We start from the raw sequence: 22454 nt of genomic DNA on the forward strand, positions 1-22454 counted from the left end.
TACCTGCCCATGCGCCCATCACGCCTGAAGACACGTATCGCCGTCGGCCTGCAGTTGCTGGCGGCCTCTCTCACCATCGCAACGCATACACCGGCACAGGCCCAGTTGCGCCTACCCACGCTGGGCGACGGCGCGGCCACGACGACCAGTGACGAGCGGCGGTTGGGTGACCGCATCATCCGCTCGCTGTACCGCGATCCGGACTACATCGACGATGCGGTACTGCAGGAGTATGTGGAAGGCATCTGGCAGCATCTGGTCGATGCGGCACGCACGCGTGGCGAGCTGTCGGATGAGCTGGAAGAGCGCTTTGCCTGGGAGATCCTGCTGGGGCGGGACCGATCGGTCAACGCCTTTGCGCTGCCCGGCGGCTATCTGGGGGTGCACCTGGGCCTGATCGGCGTGGTCAGCACGCGCGACGAGCTGGCATCGGTGCTGGCACACGAGCTGAGCCACGTCACCCAGCGCCATATCGCGCGACTCATTGCCCAACAGGGCAAGCAGACGCCGCTGATGATCGGCTCGATGATTCTGGGCGCGCTTGCTGCCAGCCGCAGCCCCGATGCTGCCATGGCCATGATGATGGGTGGCCAGGCGCTGGCCGTGCAGAACCAGCTCAATTTCTCTCGCGACATGGAGCGCGAGGCCGACCGCATGGGCTACGGGCTGATGGCGCCTGCAGGGTTCGCGCCGCAGGGCTTTGTGACCATGTTCGACAAGCTGCAGCAGGCCAACCGCCTGAATGACAACGGCAGCTGGCCCTATCTGCGCAGCCATCCGCTGACCACGGAACGCATGGCCGACATGCATTCGCGCCTGCCGCGTGGCGTTGCGCCTGCGCCAGCACCATCCCTGGAACACGTGATGATGGCCGCACGGGCCCGCGTGCTGTCGCGCCCCGGCGTGGATGTGCTGCGCCAGTGGGCCGAGCAGCCGCGCTCCACCAGCTTTGGCAGCCAAACCCAAACCCAGCAGGTGGCGCAGCTATATGCCGCCACGCTGAGCGCCGTGCAATTGCGTGATTGGGCCGAAGCGCGGGAAATGTCCGGGCGGCTTCAAGTGGCAACCGCCGCAGATGCCGGCGCCCAGCGGCAGGCCAGGCTGCTGCAGGCCGAACTGGAGCTGACGGCCGGCAAGCCCGGCGCCGCGTTGCAGGCGTTGCCACCGCTCTATCTGCCGGCAGTTGCGCCTGCCCAGCCCAATCCCACGGAATCCATCCCCGCCAAGACAACGGAAAGCGGCCCCAGTCTGGCCACCGTCAATGTGGTCGAAAGCCGCGCGGTGCGCCGGCCCGAGCTGCTGATGCGCACCCAGATCCTGCTGCGCGAGCAAGGCGCTGCCAGCATGGCGGGCCCGCTGCAGACCTGGGTGACGGACCACCCGCGTGATGCCAGCGCCTGGCAGTTGCTGGCCCAGGTGCAGCGAGCCCAGGGCCAGGAGTTGCGCGCGCTGCGCGCCGAGGCCGAGGCCCAGGTCGCGCACTACGACTACGCGGCGGCAGTGGACCGTTTCAAGGCCGCGCAGGACCTGGCCCGCAAGGGTGGGCCCAAGGTGGATTTCATCGAAGCCTCCATCGTGGACACGCGGCTGCGTGCCGTGGAGGAGCTGCTAAGGGAACAGGCGCGCGAGAAGTGATTCGATGGCCAGGCCCAGCAGCGAATAGATGAGCGCGCCCAGCATGGCCGCCCAGAAGCCCGCGACGTGAAAGCCGCTGAGCAGGCCCGAGGCTGCCCAGAACATCAGTCCGTTGACCACGAAGAGAAACAGCCCGACCGTCACGATGGTCACGGGCAGCGTCAGCACCACGAGGATGGGGCGCAGCACCGCATTAAGCAGGCCGATGACCAGCGCCGCGATCATGGCCGAGCTGAAGCTGTTGACCTGCACGCCACCATAAAGATAGGCCACGACCAGCAGGGCACCGGCGCTGAGCAGCCATTTGATCAGGATTTTCATGCGGGCAGCATAGCAGCAGCCGGCAGATCCAGGTTGAGGCGGCGCACTGGAAACCGTGGACCGGAGAACCCCATGAAAAACGGCATCCCTTTTTCCGGGATGCCGTCCTGAAAGCGATCGCCTGACCAGAGGGGTCAGGCAGACGCCAGCCTTTAGATCATCGCTTCCTCGAACACCAGGCCCATCAGCGCGCCGATGGCCGCCAGCGTTCCCGGAAGATTCCAGCGCCGGCCCAACGGGGCGGCAGGCGCCACGGCGGGAGCCGGGGCTTCCTGCTTGGGGCGGCGTGCATCGACGATCTGGGCCGTGCCGTGCTCCTGCTGGAGCTGGGCCACCAGTTCGGCCAGCGGGCCCTTGGCCAGCACCGGCGTGATCCTGCCAGCGCTGTCACCGAACACCGGCAGCAATTGGGCGAACAGCTTGTCCGCCCACTTGCCGCGCCAGCTTTCGCGCGCGCTGTGGCTCACCCATTTGCTGACCCGGTGGGTAATGCGCGGCGCGCAGGCCACCAGCAGCCAGTGCGAGGCCTGGGCCTGCGGCGAGGCGGCCAGGGCCTGTACCAGAGGCAGAGCGTAGGAAGCGTCATCCACGTAGACGATGATGGGGTTCAAAGCAAGTCCTTGTCGAACTGGGTTTGCGGGAGTGGGAGAGGCAGGCGGCCGGGGCCGCCCTTGCCATGGATTGTCGCGAATCGGCGCGGGCGGCCCATCGGGCCAACCCGGCGCCCACCTCAACTTTTCAGCGGATCAGGCTCCGTGGGCACCGGCCTTGGGAGCAGGACGGCGCGAAGCGATGTACTTGCCCAGTGCCAGCACCAGCAGGGCTCCGAACACGCTGGCACCGTACTTGAGCATGTCGGTCTGGGGCAGCTTGACCATCCAGTCCCACTTCTCCGTATTGGCGAAGACGGGGTCGGTGACCAGCATGCCGCCGGCAATCCAGCCCAGCAGCATGCCGCCGGCCACGATGATGATGGGGAAGCGCTCCATCAGCTTGATCACGAGCTGCGAGCCCCAGACGATGATGGGGATGGAGATCAACAGGCCCAGCACGACCAGCAGCATCTGGTGCTCGCCCGAGCTCTGGGCAGCGCCGGCGATGGCGATCACGTTGTCCACGCTCATCACCAGGTCGGCAACGATGATGGTCTTGATGGCGGCCAGCAGCTTGTCGCTGCCCTGGATGTTGTCGTGGCCGTCTTCATCAGGGGCAATCAGCTTGATGCCGATCCACACCAGCAGCAGTGCGCCGACGAACTTCAGGAAAGGCAGCGCCAGCAATGTCATCGCGAAGGCGATCAGGATGACGCGCAGGATGATGGCACCCGCCGTGCCCCAGATGATGCCCTTCTTGCGTTGCTCGGGCGGGAGCTTGCGGCAGGCCAGCGCGATCACGACCGCGTTGTCGCCGCCCAGAAGGATGTCGATGATGATGATTTGGCCCAGGGCCACCCAGAACGGGGCGTGAGTCAGAAAGTCCAAGTCCATAAGGTCCTCGCTGTTGAGTAAGGCCGGCGAGAACTCCTCCCTCCTGGAGAAACACCCACCGGCACAGAAAGACCGATGCAACGCCGCAGCGCCTACCCGGGCAAGGACATGCCTGGCTCAGGGGAGAACACATTGATCGACCGTCATCAGGTCCATCAAAGGTCTTGCTCGGCTGCGGTATGCACCGCAGCCCGGAAGGCCGGAAGCTTGCGCTTCGTATTGACGACCATTCCGATGCCGGCACAGTGGCTTTGCAAAAACCACCCACGCCGGCAGAGAGCTACTCCCCTTCGAACCTGTGGATTGCAACACAAAGCCGCCACGGCACGCAAGTGAAAAAACCCTTCATTTCCACGGAAAGCGCAAGTCGCGCATCCCCCAGACCATTTATCTGCCTACCTCAAATGCTTCACTATCCATAGCAACCCTTGAGCCAACGGAGTGTTGCAGCCATGCCCGGTCACGCGCGGGCAGGCGTCTTATCATCGCTGTCCCTTCCCCCTGACCGTCCATGACCGCACTGCACATCACCGACATCGAAGCCGCCATCAACTACTGGCGCGAGCGCCATCCGTCCCCGGACGGCGTGCTGCTGCAGCCCGAAGTACGAGCCCTGGCCGAGGTGTACGCGCTGATGATCTTCTGGCATGAGAGCGAAGTACAGGTTGAGGGCTTTCCCTCGCACGCCATGGCGGCCTGGCTGGCCTGGTACGACACCACGCCCGATACGCCCTGCATCGCCATCTGCTCCACCAGCCAGGGCGACGAAAGATGCAAGGGCTGCGGCCGCAGCTTTGACGAAGTGCAGCTGTGGACCGCGATGGAACCGGCACAAAAGCGGATGGTCTGGCGCAGGATCACGGCAGAGGGCGACTCCTGGCGTTTCACCCGCTATGCAGAGCGTGCGGCCGAGCGCACGGACACATCGCGTGACTCTGGCTGATTGCTGGTTGATTGCCGGCTGATCTGCCGGATACCGCACCGGACCAGTGCGATGTTGCAGACGGCCTAACATCGGCCGCCATGCTGCAGACCGCCGCTTACCGCCACAGCCACCTCTGCCTCCGCCTTTGCTTGCGCCTCACGGCACGTGATGCGGGCGAGACGCGCGTGCCGGCCGGCAAGGCCTGGCCCGCCACGGCCGCGCGCCTGCGCGAGCGTGATGCGGCACGACTGAACATCGGCCCCCGACAGGCCGCACGGTCTTGATGCGCTGCCCTGCGCGGAACCGGGCAGCGTCGCTTCACTGAATCCGCTCTTCTTGCGCCGCCTTCATCCCTAGGCTGAAGGCGGTTGGATTTTCACGCGTCTGCCTGGCCTCAAGGCCAGCCGACGAAGCGAGCCCTGCCGTGACCTGTCTAGCCCTTGCCCCAGCCGGACCCTCTTTTGCCGCCCCCTCTTTTTCCACGCTCTTGCGCCATCTGCGCCATCTGAGCGATACCGTGGCGCATCGCGCCCTGCCCCGCTGCGCGCCACGCCACGTCACCGAGCTGCGCATCGACGTGATGCAGCCGCTGGTGGAGGGCGAGCTCGAAGCCATTCACGAGCGCCTGTACCAGCCCGGCAACAAGCTCCATGGCCTGGAGCGCCGCCCGTTGCACGACCCGCAGTTCCAGCTGCACTGGCGTGAAGCCGACGGCGAATGGTTTGCCTACGTGGAGGACATGGAGCGGCGCTGCCTGGCCGGCTACACGGTGTTCAATCGCCTGGTCGAGGTGGACAAGCGCACCGACCGGCGCGTGCGCTCGCCGCATTCGCGCTTTGCTCCGGACTACCAGCGGCGTGGCATTGCCAGCGCTGTGTATCGCAGCGTGCTGGACAAAGGCACCTGCCTGGTCAGCGGCGCACGCCAGTCGCCGGGTGCCCACGGCCTGTGGAACCATCTGGCGCGAAGCTATGACGGCCAATATGTGGGCATTGCAGACAGCAAGTCGCTCATCCATCTGGGCCGCAATGTGCCGGACGATGTCATGGACCGCCTGTCCACGCGCCGCATGCTGCTGGGCGCGGGCTGGACCGTGGAGTCCTTTGCCCAGGCCGTCCGGATGCAGTTGCCGGGTTGAGACGGGGACTTGAGCGGGAGCCCGTTTACTTCCAGCGCAGCGGCTCGATGAAGACCGTGCCCAGGTTGCTGCTGAGCGTCAACGCGCCTTCCTGGATGGTGGCCTGCAGCTGCATGCTGCGCTCGGCCAGCTCCGCCAGGGATTGGGATGTTTCGGAGGGAATGCGCCAGACCTGCAGCTTGTTCAGCCGCGCCAGCTTGCCCTCCAGGCCCTTCCACCAGACCTCGGCTGCATGGTGGAAGGCGTAGAGCACCACCGCATCGGATTTGTTGCAGGCCTTGGCGATGGGCTTTTCCTCGGGCTGGCCGACCTCGATCCACAGGCGCTTGGCGCCCGTGAAGTCGGTCAGCGAGACATCGGGGTCTTCGGGATCGGACAGGCCTGCGCCAAACGCCAGCGTGCCGTCGCCCTTGCACATGTCATTGAGCTGGTGTGCATTGAGGGCCAGGGCCACCAGGCGCACCATCATGCGTTCGTCCGTCTCGCTGGGATGGCGCGCCAGGGTCAGCGCATGGTCGGCGTAGTAGCCGTGGTCGATGTCGGCGATGGACAGGTTCGCCTTGAAGATGGTGGATTTGAGGGCCATGAGAAAACCAGGGACAGCGCATGGCCATCAGGAGGACAGATGCGCAGGAATATCGAGGGAGGATGAGACAGTCGGCTTGCGTGGCTTGAAGGCCAGCGCCTTCTTTTCAACAAGGTGCCAGGACAGCATCGCCAATAGGCCAGCCCCCACAAGACTGCAGGCCAGCGCCGCACCAAAACCGATCCGGCCTGAAAAGTACCAGACCACTGTCTGTTGAACGGGAAAGGCGTAAATGTACAGGCCGTAAGACAAATCACCAAAGCGACCAGCTTGTCGCAGCAGGGGTGTGCTGGCGGAGCCCAGTATCACCGCGAGCACGGCCATTGCCAGCAAAGGCGCTTGCAGCACCAGGATCAGAGGTCCTTTGGCATGCAGCAGCACGCAGCCGGCCAGCAATAAGGCAAGGGCCAGCATCCGCCGGGAGATCCAGAGATGGCGCCAGCATGCCAGCGTGGCGCCGAGCGAGAACACCATCGCATACTGCAGCGCGAACGACCATTCAGGCATGGGCTCACCGGGAGCGATGCTGTAGCGCCGCCATAGTGCCACCATCAATGCCACAAAGATCAAGGGTGCGGTATGACGCCAACGCAGCAGGCCCAGAGCGCCCGCCGCGGCCAGCGCCACATAGCAGCCGACCTCCAGAGGAATGGTCCACAGCGGGCCGTTGACTGCTGTGCGCAGCACATTCGTCTCAAATACGCCAGGCAGCTCATATCGCGTCTGCAGCCAGAGATTGCTGAAATAGCTCCAGGTCAGCGGATGCGCGAAATACGCATCCAAGGACAGCGAACTCACCAGCGGCCCCAGTGCCAGCGCACACAAGACCACGGCAGCAGTCAAGCCCGGCCAAATGCGCAACACCCTGCGCATCGCGAATCGGCCCAGGTGTGGATCTGCCAGCCAGGACAGCATCACCAGATAGCCGCTGATGGCAAAAAAAACGACAACGCCGACTGCTCCGGGCTCGTCGTAAAGCAGCTTCGGGATAGGCCGCCCAAGGACCGCGAACTGGTGGCTCCAAATGACCAGCAGGGCTGCCAGCAGCCTGAAGGCATCGAAATTGTTGGAGCGCGGGGCAGTTTCGGACCCTGGGATCACCTGCATCAACTCAGACGCGGCGGGCCAGCTCGGCCGCCTTGCCCACATAGGAGGCAGGCGTCATGGCCAGCAGGCGGTCCTTGTCGGCCTGGGGGATTTCCAGGCCGTTGATCAGGCGGTGCAGGTCTTCGGCCTGCACGGTCTTGCCGCGCGTGACTTCCTTGAGCTTTTCGTAGGCGCCCTGCACGCCGTAGCGGCGCATGACGGTCTGGATGGGCTCGGCAAGGACTTCCCAGGCGTGATCCAGGTCTTCCTGCAGGCGCTCTTCGTTGAGTTCGAGCTTGTTCAGGCCCGTCATCAGCGAGCTGTAGGCCAGCGTGGCATAGCCCATGGCCACGCCGATGTTGCGCAGCACGGTGGAGTCGGTCAGGTCGCGCTGCCAGCGCGAGATGGGCAGCTTTTCGGCCAGGTGCTTGAGCAGGGCGTTGGCCAGGCCCAGATTGCCTTCGGCGTTCTCGAAGTCGATGGGGTTGACCTTGTGCGGCATGGTGGACGAGCCGATCTCGCCGGCCTTCAGGCGCTGCTTGAAGTAGCCCAGGGACACATAGCCCCAGACATCGCGCGAGAAGTCGATGAGGATGGTGTTGGCGCGCGCGATGGCGTCGAACAGCTCGGCCATGTAGTCATGCGGCTCGATCTGGATCGAGTAGGGCTGGAAGCTCAGGCCCAGGCCCTGGGGCTCGGGCGACTCGATCACCTTCTTGCTGAAGGCTTCCCAGTCGAACTCGGGCCAGGCCGACAGATGGGCGTTGTAGTTGCCGACGGCGCCATTCATCTTGGCCAGGAGCTTGACCTCGGCGATGCGGGCAGAGGCCTTTTCCAGACGCACCAGCACGTTGGCGATTTCCTTGCCCACGGTGGTGGGGCTGGCGGTCTGGCCGTGCGTGCGGCTGAGCATGGGCACGGCCGCGTAGGCGTGGGCCATCTCGCGCAGCTTGGCGGTGATGCCCGTCAAGGCCGGCAGCAGCACGCTGTCACGACCGGTGCGCAGTTGCAGCGCATGGCTGGTGTTGTTGATGTCTTCGCTGGTGCAGGCGAAATGCACGAATTCGGCGGCCTTGAGCAGTTCGGGACGGCCGTCGAACTTGCCCTTGATCCAGTACTCCACGGCCTTGACGTCGTGGTTGGTGGTCTTTTCGATGTCCTTGATGGCCACGGCATCGGCCTCGGAGAAGTTCTTCACCAGATCCTGCAAATAGACGCGGGCGCCTTCGGTCAGGGGCTTGAACTCGGCAAAGCCGGCGTCCGACAGGGCGATGAACCAGGTCACCTCCACCTGCACGCGGCGGTGCATGTATCCCATCTCGCTCATGATCGGGCGCAGAGGAGACAGTTTGGCGGCGTAGCGGCCGTCGAGCGGGGACAGGGCGGAGATGTGCGGCAGATTCATGGGCCGTGATTGTAGGTGCGCGCGGCAAAAACGGGGGCTGTAGGGGGAGATCGCCGGGCAGCGCATAGAATCGGCTGCCCGCCCATGGGCCGCCTCTTCGCCACGGAAAACAGCCATGAAACTGATAGGTTCCTCCACCAGCGCCTACGTACGCAAGGTACGCGTCGTACTGGCCGAGAAAAGGCTCGACTATCAGTTCGTCGAGGAAAACCCCTGGAGCCGCGAGCTGTCGCCGGGCACCGGCAACCCGCTGGGCAAGGTGCCGCGCCTGGTCATGGACGGCAGCGATGCCATGTTCGACTCGCGCGTGATCGTCGAATATCTGGACACACTTTCCCCGGTAGGCAAGCTGATCCCCGGCACAGGCCGCGAGCGTGCCGAGATCAAGACCTGGGAAGCCCTGGCAGATGGCGTGCTGGACGCCGGAGCCCTGGCCCGCCTCGAAGCCACCTGGGATGGCCGCAGCGAAGAGCAGCGTTGCCAGGCCTGGATAGACCGCCAGCTGGCCAAGGTGCGCGCCGCACTGAACGTGATGTCCCAGGGCCTGGGCGACAAGCCCTATTGCTGCGGCATCCACTTCACCCTGGCCGACGTGTGCGTGGGCTGTGCCCTGGGCTGGCTGGACTTTCGCTTTCCCGAACTGGACTGGCGCGCCGACCACCCCAATCTGGCCACCTTGCAGGCCAAGCTGGCGGAACGCGCCAGCTTTGCGGCCACACGCCCGCCCCAGCCCTGAACCCGGTCACCCTCGCAACGACAACTGCAGCTGCCGCGGCAACAAAAAAGGCCACCCGATGGGTGGCCTTTTTGCTGGCATAAAAAAGTTGCGAAGCATCCCGAAACGAATAAAGAGAGGGAGGGAGGAGAAGCGCTTCGGGCGGAACAGTTCAGGACTGTGGCCCCAGAGGCTTCGCAACGTGAAATTCGGTCTGGATACCCTCTCTCGTCAACCTGTCCAATAGATGAGCTACTTTTGCAGAAGTTCCAGGGGTCGGGGGCGGGAAAAATGTAACATTTTGACGAGGAGCGTCATTCTGCTGTAGGCCGTGTTCGATGGATGCTGACGGGACGGCGTCGGCCAGGGCCGACCACCTTCCCTCCCCGCATCCTCACACCAGAGCGGCCCCCGTGAAAACCGCTTCCCACAGGGCCTTGACCGGCGCACTGAGCGGTTCGGCCTGGCCCGGCACCAATTGGGCCGTCCGCTCGTCCAGCCGCGCCACGTGCTGCAGGCGGCGCAGTTCACGGTAGGCCCGGGCGGCCTGCTGGCCCACGCCTGCAGGCAGCAGGCCCGCCTCTTCCGCACGCTGCAGCAGCGCGATGTTGCCCAGATTGGCCATCAGCCCCGGATGCAGGGCCGATTGCGAGAGAACCAGGTACTGGACGGCGAACTCCACATCGACCATGCCGCCGGGGCTGTGCTTGACGTCGAAGAGGCCGCCGCGCACCGGATGCGCGCTGCGCACGCGTTCGCGCATGGCCACGATCTCGTCGCGCAGGGCCGCGGCGTCGCGCGGCGCGGTGATCACGGCCTCGCGCACGGCGTCGAAGCGGGCCTGCAGATCGTCGCTGCCCAGCACGAAGCGGGCCCGCGTCATGGCCTGGTGCTCCCAGGTCCACGCCGTGTTGCTGCCGCGCTGCTGCTGGTAGTTGGCATAGGAGGCAAAGCTGGTGACCAACAGGCCGGAGTTGCCGTTGGGGCGCAGCGCGGTGTCGATCTCGAACAGATCGCCCTCGCCCGTCTTGACGGCCAGCCAGTTGATGAGCTTGCGCACAAAGGCGGCATAGATCTCGGAGGCGTGCTCGTCGTCGTCATCGAAGACGAAGACGATGTCCAGGTCGCTGCCGTAGCCCAGCTCCTTTCCGCCGAGCTTGCCGTAGCCAATGATGGCGAATTGCGGCGACTCGCGGTGGCGGTTCTTGAGCCGGCTCCAGCACCAGCTGGCCGTCACACGCAGCACGCAGTCGGCCAGCGCACTGAGGTCGTCCGCCACCTGCTCGACCGTGATGCGGCCCTCGATATCACGCGCCAGCGTGCGAAAGACCTCGGCATGGTGGGCGCGGCGCAGCAGGTTCAGCAGGGTTTCGTCGTCGTCCTCGCCCGTGGTCTGCAGCGCGGCCAGGCGCAGGGCCAGCTCATGCTCGAAATCCATGGGAGAGAAGCGCTCGCCCAGCATGGCGTCGTTGGCCAGCTCGTCGATCACGCCCGGGTGCTGCTGCAGATAGCGCGCGGGCCAGCGCGCCGCGCCCAGCAGGTCCAGCAGCCGCTCGTGCACGGCAGGGCGCTCCAGCAGCAGGGCCAGATAGCTTTCGCGGCGCAGCAGCGGCTCCAGCCAGTTCAGAAAGCGCACTGCGGCGTCTTCGGGCACGCTGCGCTCGGCCACCCATTGCGCCGTGCGCTGTACAAGGCGGAACAGCCGGCTGCGCGCCTCGTCGCGCAGGTTGGCGATGCGGGCGTTGCCGCGCCAGTCGGCCACGTGGGCGGCCAGGGCGGGCGGCAACTGCTCCATGAGTCCATCGATCTCGCGCGGCGTTCCTCCCTGGGCAGGGCTGCGGGCGCCGTTGCAGCGGCCCGCGCTGCATTGCGGCGGGGCCGAGCCGCCGAGCAGGGTGTCGAACTCCTCGGCCACCTTTTCGCGGTGGGCGTCGAACTGGTGCAGGAAGGCGCAGGTATCGGCAAAGCCCATGGTGCGCGCAATCCATTCGAGGTCGTCATCGCGCGTGGGCAGCACATGGGTCTGCTGGTCGTCCAGGTACTGGATGCGGTGCTCGACACGGCGCAAAAAGGTATAGGCCGCGCCCAGGGCGTCGGCCACTTCCTGGCTCATGAGGCCGGCGCGCGCCAGGCGCCCCAGCGCCTCCAGCGTGGGGCGGCAGCGCAGCTCGGGGAACTGGCCGCCACGCACCACCTGCAGCAATTGCACGGTGAATTCGATCTCGCGGATGCCGCCGCGCGAGAGCTTGACGTCATTGGAGCGGCCGGGATGGCCCGCGCTGCGCCGCGCCGCATGCTCGCGGATCTGGCGGTGCAGCGAACGCAGCGCATCGAAGACCGCGTAATCCAGATAGCGGCGAAAGACGAAGGGCAGGACCACGGCGCGCAGCGCCTGCACCTGCGTGGAGCGCACGCTGTCCATGGGCGCCACCACCCGGCTCTTGAGCCAGGCGAAGCGCTCCCACTCGCGGCCATGGGTCTGCAGATACTCTTCCAGCGAGGCCAGCGAGACAGCCGACGGCCCCGAGTTGCCGTTGGGCCGCAGCGCCAGGTCCACGCGGAACACGAATCCGTGCTCGGTGGTGTCGCCGATCAGGCCATAGATGCCTTTGACAACGCGCGCGAAGTACTCATGGTTGGAGAGAACGCCGCGCCCGTCAGGCAGGCCGGCCGTGTCGCCGTCCTGCTCGTAGACGTAGATCAGGTCGATGTCGCTGGAGACATTGAGCTCGCGCGCGCCCAGCTTGCCCATGCCGATGATCCACAGCTGCACGGGCCGGCCCTCGGGGCCTTGCGGTGCGCCATGGCGCGCATCGAGTTCGGCTCGCACCTGGATGCAGGCGCGCTCCAGCGCCAGCTCGGCCAGCTCGGTCACGGCCCGCGTGACCACGGCCAGCGGCGCCTGCTGCTCGCAGTCGAGCACCATGGTGCGCTCCATGACCAGCTGGCGTAGCACGCGCAGCGCGGCCGACAGGTCCAGCCCGCGCTCCAGCAGCGCCGACAGGGCCTGCTCCATGGAGGCGCGCTCGGGCGGGCCCGGCGGCAACAGGCTCAACTCGTCGCCATAGCGACGATGCAGCCGTTGGTGGAAACGGGAATAGGCGGCCTGTGCGGGGACATTCAAGGCCGTGTCTGCCATTGCGTGCTCTGAGGATTGCATACGGAACGCGAAAGAAGCGGCCACTCACGCGCAGAGGGATCGCAGCAACCCTTGGTTACCGTCCGGTCCCCGAGGGTGCCGGTCATAATTCCCGTCATAGCTGATGCCGCCGATGATCGAACCGAAACCGCACCCCACACGCCTGACCCGTTGGATGGCCGGCCTTGCGCGGTGGTCACTGGGGCTGGTCCTGGCCTTCTGGCTGGTCCTGGGCTCCGTGTGGGGGGTGCTCCATGGCTGGATTGTGCCGCGAATCGGCGAATGGCGTCCTCAGCTGGAATCCCTGGCCTCACGCACGCTGGGCCTACCCGTGCGCATAGGCAGCATCACGGCCCGCAGCGAGGGACTGGTCCCCCGGTTCGAGCTGGGCGACGTGGTGGTCGAAGACCCAGAACACTCCGCGGACGCCCTGCGCCTGCCCAGCGTGGTGGTAGCCGTTTCGGCCCGCTCGCTGATGCGCCTGGGCGTGGAGCAGATCTATATCGACCGCCCCGAACTCGTGGTCCGCCGTGCGGCCGATGGCCGTGTCTTCGTGGCCGGCATCGAGATCAGCCCTTCATCGGGCGGGGACAATGCCGCCGCCGACTGGCTGTTTTCCCAGACCGAGCTGGCCCTGCGTGGCGGCAGCCTGCTGTGGGTGGACGAACTGCGCCAGGCACCGCCGCTGGCCTTGCGCGATGTGGACATGGTGCTGCGCAACAAGGGCTGGAGCCACGGAATCCGCCTGGATGCCACGCCGCCCGAAGGCTGGGGCGAGCGCTTCATGCTCGCCGGCCTGTTTCGCGAGCCGCTGCTGTCCACGCACGAGGGCAACTGGCAGCGCTGGAGCGGACAGGCCCATGCGATGTTCACGCAGATCGACCTGTCCCGGCTCGGGCAGTACATGGATACGTCCGACCTGCGCCTGCAGCAGGGCCGGGGCGCACTGCGCGCCTGGATCGACCTGCGCCAGGGCCAGCCCGTGGGCGCCATGGCCGATGTGGCGGTGAATGCGCTGCAACTGCAGTGGCGCGAAAACCTGGAGCCGCTGCAACTGCAGGCGCTGACGGGCAGGCTGAGCGTGCAGCACCAGGACGGCTGGCGCTTCGCTGCGCAGAACCTGGAGTTCTCCACGGGTGACGGCCTGCACTGGCCGGCTGGCAACCTGCGTGCGCGCTACAACCCTGCGGGCGCCAGCACGCAGGGGGCGCTGGGCGAGCAGGGCGAGTTCCAGGCCGATGGGATTGACCTGGCCATCCTTGCCCAGTTGGGCCAGCGCCTGCCGCTGCCCGAGCAGCTGCAGCGCCATCTGGCCGACATGGCCCCGGCCGGCCAGCTGCGCCAGTTCCAGGGAAGCTGGCGCGGTCCGCTGGAGTCCTTGCAGCAGTACAAGGCCAGCGGCGAGCTGCAGCAGCTGTCGATCGACGGCGTGGCATCGTCCGAAGGCCCCACGAAGCCGGGCATGCCCGGCATCAAGGGCCTGAACGCGCGCTTCTCGCTGGACCAGGACGGCGGACAGGCGCAATTGGAGATGGAGGGCACGGGGCAGCAGCCGGCTGCGCTGTCCTTTCCTGGCGTCTTCGAGGAACCCGAGATCCCGCTGCACCGCCTGCAGGCCAGCCTGCGCTGGCAGTTGCGCGGACAGGCCATCAGCGTGCAGGTGCCCAGCCTGCGCTTTGCCAACGATGACACCGAGGGCGAGGCCCGTGCGCAATGGCACACCGGCGACGGCAGCGACAAGCACCCGCGCTTTCCGGGCGTGCTGGACCTGCAGGGCCAGTTGCGCAACGCCGACGGCACGCGCGTGCACCGCTACCTGCCGCTGGAAATCCCCGCCGATGCGCGCCACTACGTGCGAGAGGCCATCCACGCCGGGCGCGCAAGCACGGTGAACTTCAAGGTGCGCGGCCACCTGGACCACGTGCCGGCCGAAAAGCCGAGCCAGGGCGAGTTCCATATCGCTGCCAAGCTGCATGACGTGCACTATGAATATGTGCCGCCCCATCTGCTCACGCATGGCGAGGCGCCCTGGCCGGCCCTGGTCGATCTGTCGGGTGAGCTGGTCTTCGACCGTTCATCGATGGCCGTGCGCAATGCACGCGGCGAGTTCGCGGGCTACCCGCAGCTGCAGATGCGCGACATCCAGGCCAGCATTCCCAACCTGGGCCACACCGAGGTGGCCGTGACCGCCAAGGGCCAGGGCCCGCTGGCCGACATGCTGGGCGTGGTCAAGACCTCGGCCCTGTCGGCGCTGACCGGGCACGTGCTGGACGGCAGCGAGGCCACGGGCGCCGCGCAACTGGCCCTGCAGCTGCAATTGCCCATCGACCATCTGGACCGCAGCAAGGTGTCTGGACAGGTCACGCTGGCGGGCAACTCACTGCAGCTCGATGATCAGACGCCCCATCTGAGCCAGCTGCGCGGGGCCGTCAAGTTCTCCGAAACCGGCTTCTCGCTGGCCGGCCTGCAGGCGCGCGCGCTGGGCGGTGAGCTGCGCGCCGATGGCGGCATGCAGGCGCTGGCGCGCAATGCGCCGGCCACCGAATCCTCCGTCAAGGTGCGCGTGCAGGGCACGGCCACGGCACAGGGGCTGCGCGAAGCCAGGGAGCTGGGCTGGGTGGCCGACCTGGCCCGCCATGCCGAAGGCCAGTCGCCCTATTCCCTGCTGCTGAAGGTGCGGCGCGGAACACCCGAAATCCAGGTCCAGTCCAGCCTGCAAGGCATGCGCATCAACCTGCCCGCCCCGCTGGGCAAGGCGGCGGAGTCCATCCAGCCATTGAACGTGAGCCACCAGCTCGCACCCGCCAGCTTCACCTCGCCCGATGCCCCGCTGCGCGACCAGATCAGCGTGCAACTGGGCGATACGGGCTCGGTGTTCTATGAGCGCGACATCAGTGGCAAGCACAGCCGTGTGCTGCACGGCAGCATCCTCATCGGCCAGGAAGCGGGCACGGCCTCCACTTCGGGCCAGGGCGTGCAGGCCCACGTGCAGCTGCCGCTGTTCAATCTCGACGACTGGCTGGCACTGGCGCCGCAGTCCAGCGGCGCCAAGCCGGAGCCCGCCGATGCCGCGGACCCTGCGCGCGAGTACCTCCCCGACCGGCTGACCCTGCGCGTCAAGCAGCTGCAGGCCAAGGGGCGGCAGCTGCACGACGTGGTGGCGGGGATATCGCGCGATGGCGGCTCGTGGCACAGCAACCTCGCCTCCCAGGAGCTTGACGGCTACGTGGGCTTTCGCGAAGGCACGGATGCCCAGCCCGAAGGGCAGCTGGTGGCCCGGCTGTCGCGCCTGACGGTGCCCGAGGCCAAATCCGACCGCGTGGATGCCCTGTTCAGCGAGGGGCCGCGCCAGTTGCCGGCCCTGCAGATCGTGGTGGACGACATGCACCTGTCAGGCCACGCCCTGGGCCGCCTGGAAGTGGAGGCCCGCAACCGCCCCGTTCCCGGCGATGCGGCGGCGCGCGAATGGCAGTTGTCGCGCTTCAACATTGCCACGCCCGAGGCCACACTGACGGCCAGCGGCCAGTGGCGCCTGCCCCAGGGCCAGTCCGAGCACCCGGGGCGCAGCCAGTTGCAGTTCCAGCTGGACCTGCGCGATGTGGGCAAGCTGCTCACGCGCTTCGATATGCCCGGCGTGGTGGGCAACGGCAAGGGCGTGCTGCAGGGATCGGCGGGCTGGACGGGCTCGCCCATCACGCCCGACTTCCGCAGCCTCTCTGGCTCCATGCACCTGGATGTGCAGACCGGCCAGTTCCTCAAGGCCGAGCCGGGCCTGGCCAAGCTGCTGAGCGTGCTCAGCCTGCAGGCGCTGCCCCGCCGGCTGACCCTGGATTTCCGCGATGTATTCAGCAACGGCTTCGCCTTCGACTTCATGCGCGGCGACGTGCAGATCACCGACGGCGTGGCGCGCACCAACAACATGCAGATGAAGGGCGTCAACGCCGCCGTGCTGATGGAGGGCACGGCCGACCTGGTCCAGGAGACGCAGAATCTGCATGTGGTGGTGGTGCCCGAGATCAATGCCATGACGGCCTCCCTGGTGGCCACGGCCATCAACCCCGTGGTCGGCCTGGGCAGCTTCCTGGCGCAGGTGCTGCTGCGCGGCCCGCTGATCGCGGCGGCCACCAAGGAATTCCGCATCGACGGCAGCTGGGACGAGCCCCAGGTCACGGCCCTGCCACGGCGCCGGGCCACGACACCCTCCGATCCTGCCGCCAACAGCCCCGCCAGCACGCCTTCCGGCGCCACCGAGCCCGCTTCTTCAGGAGAGAACCCATGAAAATCGCAGCCCTGCAAATGGTGTCGGAACCCGATGTGCGCGCCAACCTCGACCAGGCGCTGGCACTGCTGCGCCAGGCGCGCGACCAGGGGGCCGAACTCGCGGCCCTGCCCGAGTATTTCTGCGCCATGGGCCTGCGCGACACCGACAAGCTGGCCTACCGCGAGAGCTTCGGCGCAGGCCCCATCCAGGACTTCCTGCGCCGCTCAGCACGCGAGCTGCAGCTGTGGATCGTCGGCGGTACCCTGCCCCTGGTGGCCGATGACGATGCCCATGTGCTCAACAGCTCCCTGGTGTTCTCGCCCCAGGGCGAATGCGTGGCGCGCTACGACAAGATCCACCTGTTCCACTACGACAACGGACGCGAGCGCTACACGGAAGCCGCCGTGGTCCAGGCGGGCCACACGCCCGTGACCTGCGACATCACCTCGCGCGAGGGCGAGACCTGGCGCCTGGGTCTGAGCGTGTGCTACGACCTGCGTTTTCCCGAGCTGTACCGCCGCCTTGCCGAGCAGGGCGCCGACCTGCTGCTGGTGCCCGCCGCATTCACCCACATCACGGGGCTGGCGCACTGGGAAGTGCTGCTGCGCGCCCGCGCCATAGAAAACCAGGCCTACCTGCTGGCACCCGCCCAGGGCGGCCACCATGAAAACGGCCGCCGTACCTGGGGCCACAGCCTGCTGGCCGATCCCTGGGGCATGGTGCTGGCGCAGCAGGCCGAGGGTGCCGGCGTGGTGCTGGGCGAGATCACACGCGAGCGTCTGGCGCATGTGCGCCGCCAGCTGCCGGCCCTGGAGCACCGCGTCCTGTGAATCCACCGCACCCGCCAATGCCGCCCATGCCGGCCATGTCACCGATGTCGTCCATGCCCGAAGGCCGCTGGCCCTGGCGCCGCTGGCGCACGGCCTGGCGCCGCTGGTCGCTGTGGAGCCTGCTGGTCGCCCTGGTCCTGAGCATGCTCGTCACCATGGTCTGGCTGGCCGGGCGCTACGAGGCCTCCCAGGTCCAGGACAAGCTGGAGCGCGACACGGCCAATGCCGTGGCCGACATACGCGCCGCGCTCAACCGCAACCTGCAGGACCTGCAGGCGCTGAACGCGCCCGACAACGAGCCCGCCGAATGGAAGACCCGCGCCGCCGAGCTGCTGCAGGTGCGCCGCGAGCTGATGCGCATCGAGTGGCGCGACGCGGGGCTGCAGATCCGCTCCCATGCCGAGACCCCCTATCGCAACGTGCAGTGGGAAGACCAGCTGCGCACGAACAACACCCACCCCGAGGCCGTGCTGACCTGCACGCACGCGCGCCGCCTCAACGGCCCCGCCTACTCGCCCAGCTACTTCCAGCTGCTGGCCGAGGGCCTGGGCACGGAGATGATGGAGGTCTGCCTGCCGCTGACGCAAAGCGGCCACATCATCGGCTTCGTCATCGGCACCTACAGCCTGCAAAGCCTGCTGATCACCCAGGTCAGCAAGAACCTGCCGCGCACCCAGGAAGTGTCCTTCACCGAGCCCGACGGCACGCGCCTGGCCCTGCTGGGCGCCTCCTGGCGCGGCACGCGCATGTTCACGGCGCAGCAGCTGCTGGACCTGCCCGGCAGCACCCTGGTGCTGCGCATGGACAGCTGGCACCGCGCGCCCAGCGTGTTCCCCAACGTGCTCACGGCCCTGGTGACGCTGATGTCCATCGCCCTGGTCTCCGTGGTCGCCGTGCTGGTGCGCGACAACCGCCGCCGCCTGCGTGCCGAGCGCGACCTGGGCGATGCGCTGGCCTTTCGCAAGGCCATGGAGGACTCGCTGGTCACGGGCCTGCGCGCGCGCGACCTGCAGGGCCGCATCAGCTATGTGAATCCGGCCTTCTGCAACATGGTGGGCTTCACGGCCGAGGAGCTGCTGGGCCTGAGCATCGCGCCCTACTGGCCGCCCGAGCGCGCCGAAATCTACGCGCGCCGGCGTGACAACCGCCTGTCCGGCAACGCACCGCCGCCGCGCGAGGGCCACGAAAGCATCTTCATGCGCAAGGACGGCACACGCATTCCGGTGCTGATCTTCGAGGCGCCGCTGATCAACGCCCAGGGCCAGCACACGGGCTGGATGAGCGCCTTCATCGACATCAGCGAGCAAAAGCGCATGGAAGAGATCTCGCGCGCCTCGCAAGAGCGCCTGCAGGCCACGGCCCGCCTGGCCACCGTGGGCGAAATGGCATCGCTGCTCAGCCATGAACTCACCCAGCCGCTGGTGGCCATCTCCAGCTACGCCACGGGATCGCTGAACATGCTGGGCAGCGACGACGGTGCGGCAGGCAGCGCCGGCAACGAAGCCCATCTGCGCCAGCAGTTGCAGGACTTGCGCATGGCCATGGAGCGCATCAGCTTCCAGGCCGACCGTGCAGGCCGCGTGATCAAGAGCGTGCGCGACTTCGTGCGGCGGCGCGACCAGTCACGCGAAGTCATAGGTGCCGCCGAACTCATAGACGCCGTGCTGCCGCTGGTCAGCCTGCAGGCGCGCAACCTGGGCGTGCGCGTGACCACCGACATCGAGCCCGGCCTGTCGCCCGTGCTCTGCGATCCGACCATGATCGAGCAGGTGCTGCTCAACCTGGCGCGCAACGGCATGCAGGCCATGGACTCGCCCGAGACCGTGGACCGCGAACTGCAGTTGCGCGTGCGGCGTGCGGCCGCCAGCACGCGCCGCAGCTGGGTGGAATTCGCCGTCATCGACTGCGGCAGCGGCATCCCCAAGCATGTGGCGGAGCAGTTGTTCACGCCCTTCTTCACCACGCGCAACGAGGGCATGGGCCTGGGCCTGAGCCTGTGCCGCACCGTGGTCGAACAGCATGGCGGCCACCTGCAGCACAGCCCGCACAGCCCGCGCGGAACCGTCTTCGCCTTCACGCTGCCGACCCACAACCCGGCACAGGTGGAACCATAGATGGAACAATAGGCCCATGGAACCTGTACCCGACGCCACCGTCTACATCGTCGATGACGACACCGATGTACGCGAAGCGCTGGCCTGGCTGCTGCGCTCGCGCCGCCTGCTCAGCGAATGCTATGACAGCGCAGAGGCCTTCGACGCCATGCTGCAGTCGCGCCCGCCACCACGCAATCCCTGCTGCCTGCTGCTGGACATGCGCATGGGCGGCATGAGCGGGCTGGCGCTGTTCAACCTCATGCTGGAGCGCAACCAGATCGCGGGCATGCCCGTGATCTTCCTGACCGGCCATGCCGACGTGCCCACGGCCGTGGACACGGTCAAGCGCGGCGCCTTCGATTTCTGCGAGAAGCCCTTTTCGGACAACGCGCTTGTGGACCGCATCGAGCAGGCGCTGGAACTGTCAGCCCAGCACCAGGCCGAGACCCGCGCTCGCGAGGCCGTGCGTGCGCGCTTCAACGAATTGACGGAGCGCGAGCGCGACGTGATGCGGCTGGTGGTGGAAGGCATTCCCAACAAGCTCATCGCCGACCAGCTGGACATCAGCGTGCGCACCGTCGAAGTCCACCGCGCGCGCGTCTTCGACAAGATGCAGGTCAAGTCGGCCGTGGAACTGGCCAACCTGCTGCGCACGCACGGCTGACATCCTCAGAAATACGTGGCGATCACGTCGACCACGTCGTAGCCATCGTTGACGACGGCCATCTGCCGCCATTTGTCGAAAGTCAGGCAGGGGTGGGAGATATCGAAGGCCAGCATGTCGCCGACGCGCAGGCCATCGTCCTCGGCCACCTTCAGGAAAGCATGCTGGTCCATCATGGCCGTGACCTCCCAATAGGGCGGTGCGGCCACCGGCGCGGCATCACCGGGGCGGTAGCGCAGCGCGGGCCGGGGCGGCACGGCCTCGAAGGCGGTATCGCGCTTGCCCAGCGCCACGATGGCGCGGCCGGGCTCGGGCAGCGACTGCACATAGGCCCAGACCTGCAGCGCAGGCTGCAGGCTGGCACGCATCTGCTGCGCCACGGGATTGGTCTGGTCGATGCGCCGCTGCGCTGCCTGGTAGATGCCCGCGTCATGCGTGAGATAGCAACCGGGGCGCAGCACCAGATCCAGCGCTCCCCCTATATCGGCCTTGCCGAATTCCTGGGCCACCACGTCGTACCAGGCCGAGCCGGCCCCCGTGAGCACGGCCGGGCTGCGCTGCAATCGTCCATCGCTTGCGAGCCGCTCAAGCCAGTGAACGGCTCGCCGCAGCAGGGTGCGGATGGCATCCTCTTCCTTGAGCACGCCTTCGTAGACCTCGATGCCGGCCAGTTGCACGGCCGCGCTAGCCCTTGCCAGCGCGTCCAGCAGCGGCTGCATCTGCGCATCGGAGCGCACACCCGTGCGCCCGCCGGGCGGGCCCAGCTCGATCAGGACCTGCACGGACTGGCCCGCCGCGCCAAAGAAGGCCGCCAGTTGCTCGACCTGCTCGGCGCAGTCCACCAGGCAGAAGAACTCGAAACCGGGATCAGCCAGCAGCTCGGCCACGGTGGCCATATTGCGCCGTCCGATCAGCTGGTTGGCCATGAGCACGCGGCGCACGCCGTGGGCATGGGCCACGCGTGTCTGCTGGGCGGTTGCCAAGGTGATGCCCCAGGCGCCCGCATCAATCTGCTGGCGGAACAGGCGGGGCGCCATGGTCGTCTTGCCGTGGGGCGCGAGCTTGGCGCCGTAGGCGTCCACAAAGCGCTGCATCCAGGCCAGGTTGTGCGCCAGGCGCGACTGCGAGAGCACGGCGGCCGGCAGGCCCAGATCCTCGCGCAGCAGGTTCCAGCCCTGCGCTGCGGCGTCCTGCGGCGCGCTGGGCGCCGACAGTGCACCCAGGCCCTTGTCGAGCGGGCTGACCACGTCGGCCATGCCTGCTGTGCTTGCTTCACTCATACGACTCCCCATTGATGGATGGGTGCCAGCATAGGGCAAGGCAGGTGGCCACCCACGCAAAAACGCCCCGCGTTGCGGGGCGTTGCATCCGAGCCAGAGCCGGGATCAGCGGGGCTGCTGGTACTGGGGCTGGTACTGCGGCTGCTGTTGATACTGGGGCTGCTGCTGTTGCTGCGGGATCTCGCCCACGAAGATTTCCACGCGGCGGTTCATGGCGCGGCCGCTGGCCGAGTCGTTGGAAGCCACGGGCTGGTGCGAGCCACGGCCTTCGGTGGCGATGCGAGCGCCCGAGACGCCGCGCATGGTCAGGTAGTTGCGCGTGCTGTTGGCGCGGTCCAGCGACAGCGGGTTGTTGATGGCGTCCGAGCCCGTGCTGTCGGTGTGGCCGATGATGCGCACCTCGGCATTGGGGTTGTTGCGCAGGCCTTCTGCGAAGCGGTCCAGGATGGGGGCGAAGTTGCCCTTGATGTCGGAGCGGTTGGTATCGAACGAGATGTCGCTGGGAATGTCGAGCTTGAGCTGGTTGTCGGCCGTCTGGCTCACGTTCACGCCGGTGCCCTGGGTGGCCTGCTCCATCTCGCGCTTTTGCTTTTCCATGTTCTGCGACCAGATGTAGGTGCCCAGTGCACCCACGCCGGCACCGATCACGGCGCCCGTGCCGGCCCTGCCGCCGGTGACCGCGCCCAGCACGGCGCCGGCTGCAGCGCCCACGCCAGCGCCCGTGGCCGTGCGGCGCTGGGTGTCGCTCATGTTCGCGCAGCCGGAGATGAACAGTGCGGCAGCCGTTGCGGCGGCCAGAACGATGTGCTTGCGCATGGGAAACTCCTTTTTGAATCTTGGGAACGCACCGTGCGGTAGCGCCAGGGTCCCCATTGTGGAAAGCAGG

The 22454-nt window shown here is 67.0% G+C and carries 18 protein-coding genes; 9 read left to right on the forward strand and 9 right to left on the reverse strand.

Annotated elements, in window-relative coordinates:
* The first annotated feature begins 9 nt into the window (after positions 1 to 9).
* A complete protein-coding gene (locus AC57B5_RS17690; RefSeq protein ID WP_496400021.1) occupies positions 10 to 1635 on the forward strand; it encodes a M48 family metalloprotease in 1626 nt (541 codons plus the stop codon).
* Here AC57B5_RS17690 and AC57B5_RS17695 read toward each other — a convergent pair.
* The 3 genes from AC57B5_RS17695 to AC57B5_RS17705 all read right to left on the reverse strand — a co-directional run bounded on the left by AC57B5_RS17695 (position 1609) and on the right by AC57B5_RS17705 (position 3443).
* Entirely contained in the window at positions 1609 to 1956 is a 348-nt protein-coding gene (locus AC57B5_RS17695) for a phage holin family protein (RefSeq protein ID WP_012202791.1), read from the reverse strand. The genes AC57B5_RS17690 and AC57B5_RS17695 overlap by 27 nt on opposite strands.
* Positions 1957 to 2108: 152 nt before the next feature.
* Complete coding sequence (locus tag AC57B5_RS17700; RefSeq protein WP_496400022.1) at positions 2109 to 2567, reverse strand: hypothetical protein; 459 nt, start codon at positions 2565 to 2567, stop codon at positions 2109 to 2111.
* A 135-nt stretch (positions 2568 to 2702) separates the two neighbouring features.
* Positions 2703 to 3443 carry a TerC family protein gene (locus AC57B5_RS17705; protein ID WP_012202789.1) on the reverse strand — a complete coding sequence of 247 codons (741 nt, stop codon included), beginning with the start codon at positions 3441 to 3443 and terminating at the stop codon, positions 2703 to 2705.
* 511 nt (positions 3444 to 3954) lie between these two features.
* Between AC57B5_RS17705 and AC57B5_RS17710 the strand changes: the two genes are divergently transcribed.
* The 3 genes from AC57B5_RS17710 to AC57B5_RS17720 all read left to right on the forward strand — a co-directional run bounded on the left by AC57B5_RS17710 (position 3955) and on the right by AC57B5_RS17720 (position 5506).
* Positions 3955 to 4386, forward strand: coding sequence for a DUF3717 domain-containing protein (locus AC57B5_RS17710; protein ID WP_012202788.1), 432 nt, complete (start codon positions 3955 to 3957; stop codon positions 4384 to 4386).
* A 131-nt stretch (positions 4387 to 4517) separates the two neighbouring features.
* The gene (locus tag AC57B5_RS17715) at positions 4518 to 4652 is read left to right on the forward strand and encodes a hypothetical protein (RefSeq protein ID WP_260263915.1); all 135 of its coding nucleotides are present in this window, start codon (positions 4518 to 4520) and stop codon (positions 4650 to 4652) included.
* A 140-nt stretch (positions 4653 to 4792) separates the two neighbouring features.
* The gene (locus AC57B5_RS17720) at positions 4793 to 5506 is read left to right on the forward strand and encodes a hypothetical protein (RefSeq protein WP_013804596.1); all 714 of its coding nucleotides are present in this window, start codon (positions 4793 to 4795) and stop codon (positions 5504 to 5506) included.
* A gap of 25 nt (positions 5507 to 5531) precedes the next feature.
* Here AC57B5_RS17720 and AC57B5_RS17725 read toward each other — a convergent pair whose 3' ends face one another.
* From AC57B5_RS17725 to purB, 3 genes are read right to left on the reverse strand one after another with little or no spacing between them, the layout of a single operon-like run.
* Positions 5532 to 6092, reverse strand: coding sequence for a YaeQ family protein (locus AC57B5_RS17725; RefSeq protein WP_012202786.1), 561 nt, complete (start codon positions 6090 to 6092; stop codon positions 5532 to 5534).
* Positions 6093 to 6119: 27 nt separating this feature from the next.
* Positions 6120 to 7199: an acyltransferase family protein gene (locus tag AC57B5_RS17730; protein ID WP_496400023.1), complete on the reverse strand. Its 1080-nt coding sequence runs from the start codon at positions 7197 to 7199 to the stop codon at positions 6120 to 6122.
* Between the two features lie 4 nt (positions 7200 to 7203).
* A complete protein-coding gene (gene purB, locus AC57B5_RS17735; protein ID WP_492906024.1) occupies positions 7204 to 8583 on the reverse strand; it encodes an adenylosuccinate lyase in 1380 nt (459 codons plus the stop codon).
* Between the two features lie 115 nt (positions 8584 to 8698).
* Here purB and AC57B5_RS17740 point away from each other — a divergent pair, with 115 nt between their 5' ends.
* A complete protein-coding gene (locus tag AC57B5_RS17740) occupies positions 8699 to 9319 on the forward strand; it encodes a glutathione S-transferase family protein (protein ID WP_013804599.1) in 621 nt (206 codons plus the stop codon).
* A gap of 373 nt (positions 9320 to 9692) precedes the next feature.
* Here AC57B5_RS17740 and glnE read toward each other — a convergent pair whose 3' ends face one another.
* Entirely contained in the window at positions 9693 to 12437 is a 2745-nt protein-coding gene (gene glnE / locus AC57B5_RS17745; RefSeq protein ID WP_034389764.1) for a bifunctional [glutamate--ammonia ligase]-adenylyl-L-tyrosine phosphorylase/[glutamate--ammonia-ligase] adenylyltransferase, read from the reverse strand.
* Positions 12438 to 12570: 133 nt separating this feature from the next.
* Between glnE and AC57B5_RS17750 the strand changes: the two genes are divergently transcribed.
* The 4 genes from AC57B5_RS17750 to AC57B5_RS17765 are packed head-to-tail and all read left to right on the forward strand — an operon-like array spanning position 12571 to position 20288.
* Positions 12571 to 16716 (forward strand): YhdP family protein, encoded by a 4146-nt coding sequence (locus tag AC57B5_RS17750; RefSeq protein ID WP_496400024.1) that lies wholly within the window; start codon positions 12571 to 12573, stop codon positions 16714 to 16716.
* The gene (locus AC57B5_RS17755; protein ID WP_496400025.1) at positions 16713 to 17528 is read left to right on the forward strand and encodes a carbon-nitrogen hydrolase family protein; all 816 of its coding nucleotides are present in this window, start codon (positions 16713 to 16715) and stop codon (positions 17526 to 17528) included. The genes AC57B5_RS17750 and AC57B5_RS17755 overlap by 4 nt, the downstream gene beginning before the upstream one ends.
* 26 nt (positions 17529 to 17554) lie before the next feature.
* Positions 17555 to 19642, forward strand: coding sequence for a two-component system sensor histidine kinase NtrB (locus tag AC57B5_RS17760; RefSeq protein WP_496400026.1), 2088 nt, complete (start codon positions 17555 to 17557; stop codon positions 19640 to 19642).
* A gap of 16 nt (positions 19643 to 19658) precedes the next feature.
* Complete coding sequence (locus AC57B5_RS17765; protein WP_012202778.1) at positions 19659 to 20288, forward strand: response regulator transcription factor; 630 nt, start codon at positions 19659 to 19661, stop codon at positions 20286 to 20288.
* A gap of 5 nt (positions 20289 to 20293) precedes the next feature.
* Here the strand turns inward: AC57B5_RS17765 and AC57B5_RS17770 are convergent, their stop codons facing one another.
* Positions 20294 to 21568 (reverse strand): amino acid deaminase, encoded by a 1275-nt coding sequence (locus AC57B5_RS17770; RefSeq protein ID WP_496400027.1) that lies wholly within the window; start codon positions 21566 to 21568, stop codon positions 20294 to 20296.
* A 105-nt stretch (positions 21569 to 21673) separates the two neighbouring features.
* Positions 21674 to 22384, reverse strand: a complete 711-nt coding sequence (locus AC57B5_RS17775; protein ID WP_017404061.1) for a YiaD family glycine zipper/OmpA-like lipoprotein — start codon at positions 22382 to 22384, stop codon at positions 21674 to 21676.
* Positions 22385 to 22454 lie beyond the last annotated feature (70 nt).

Source organism: Delftia sp. BGA-UO-ETr-SB1 (assembly GCF_059567865.1).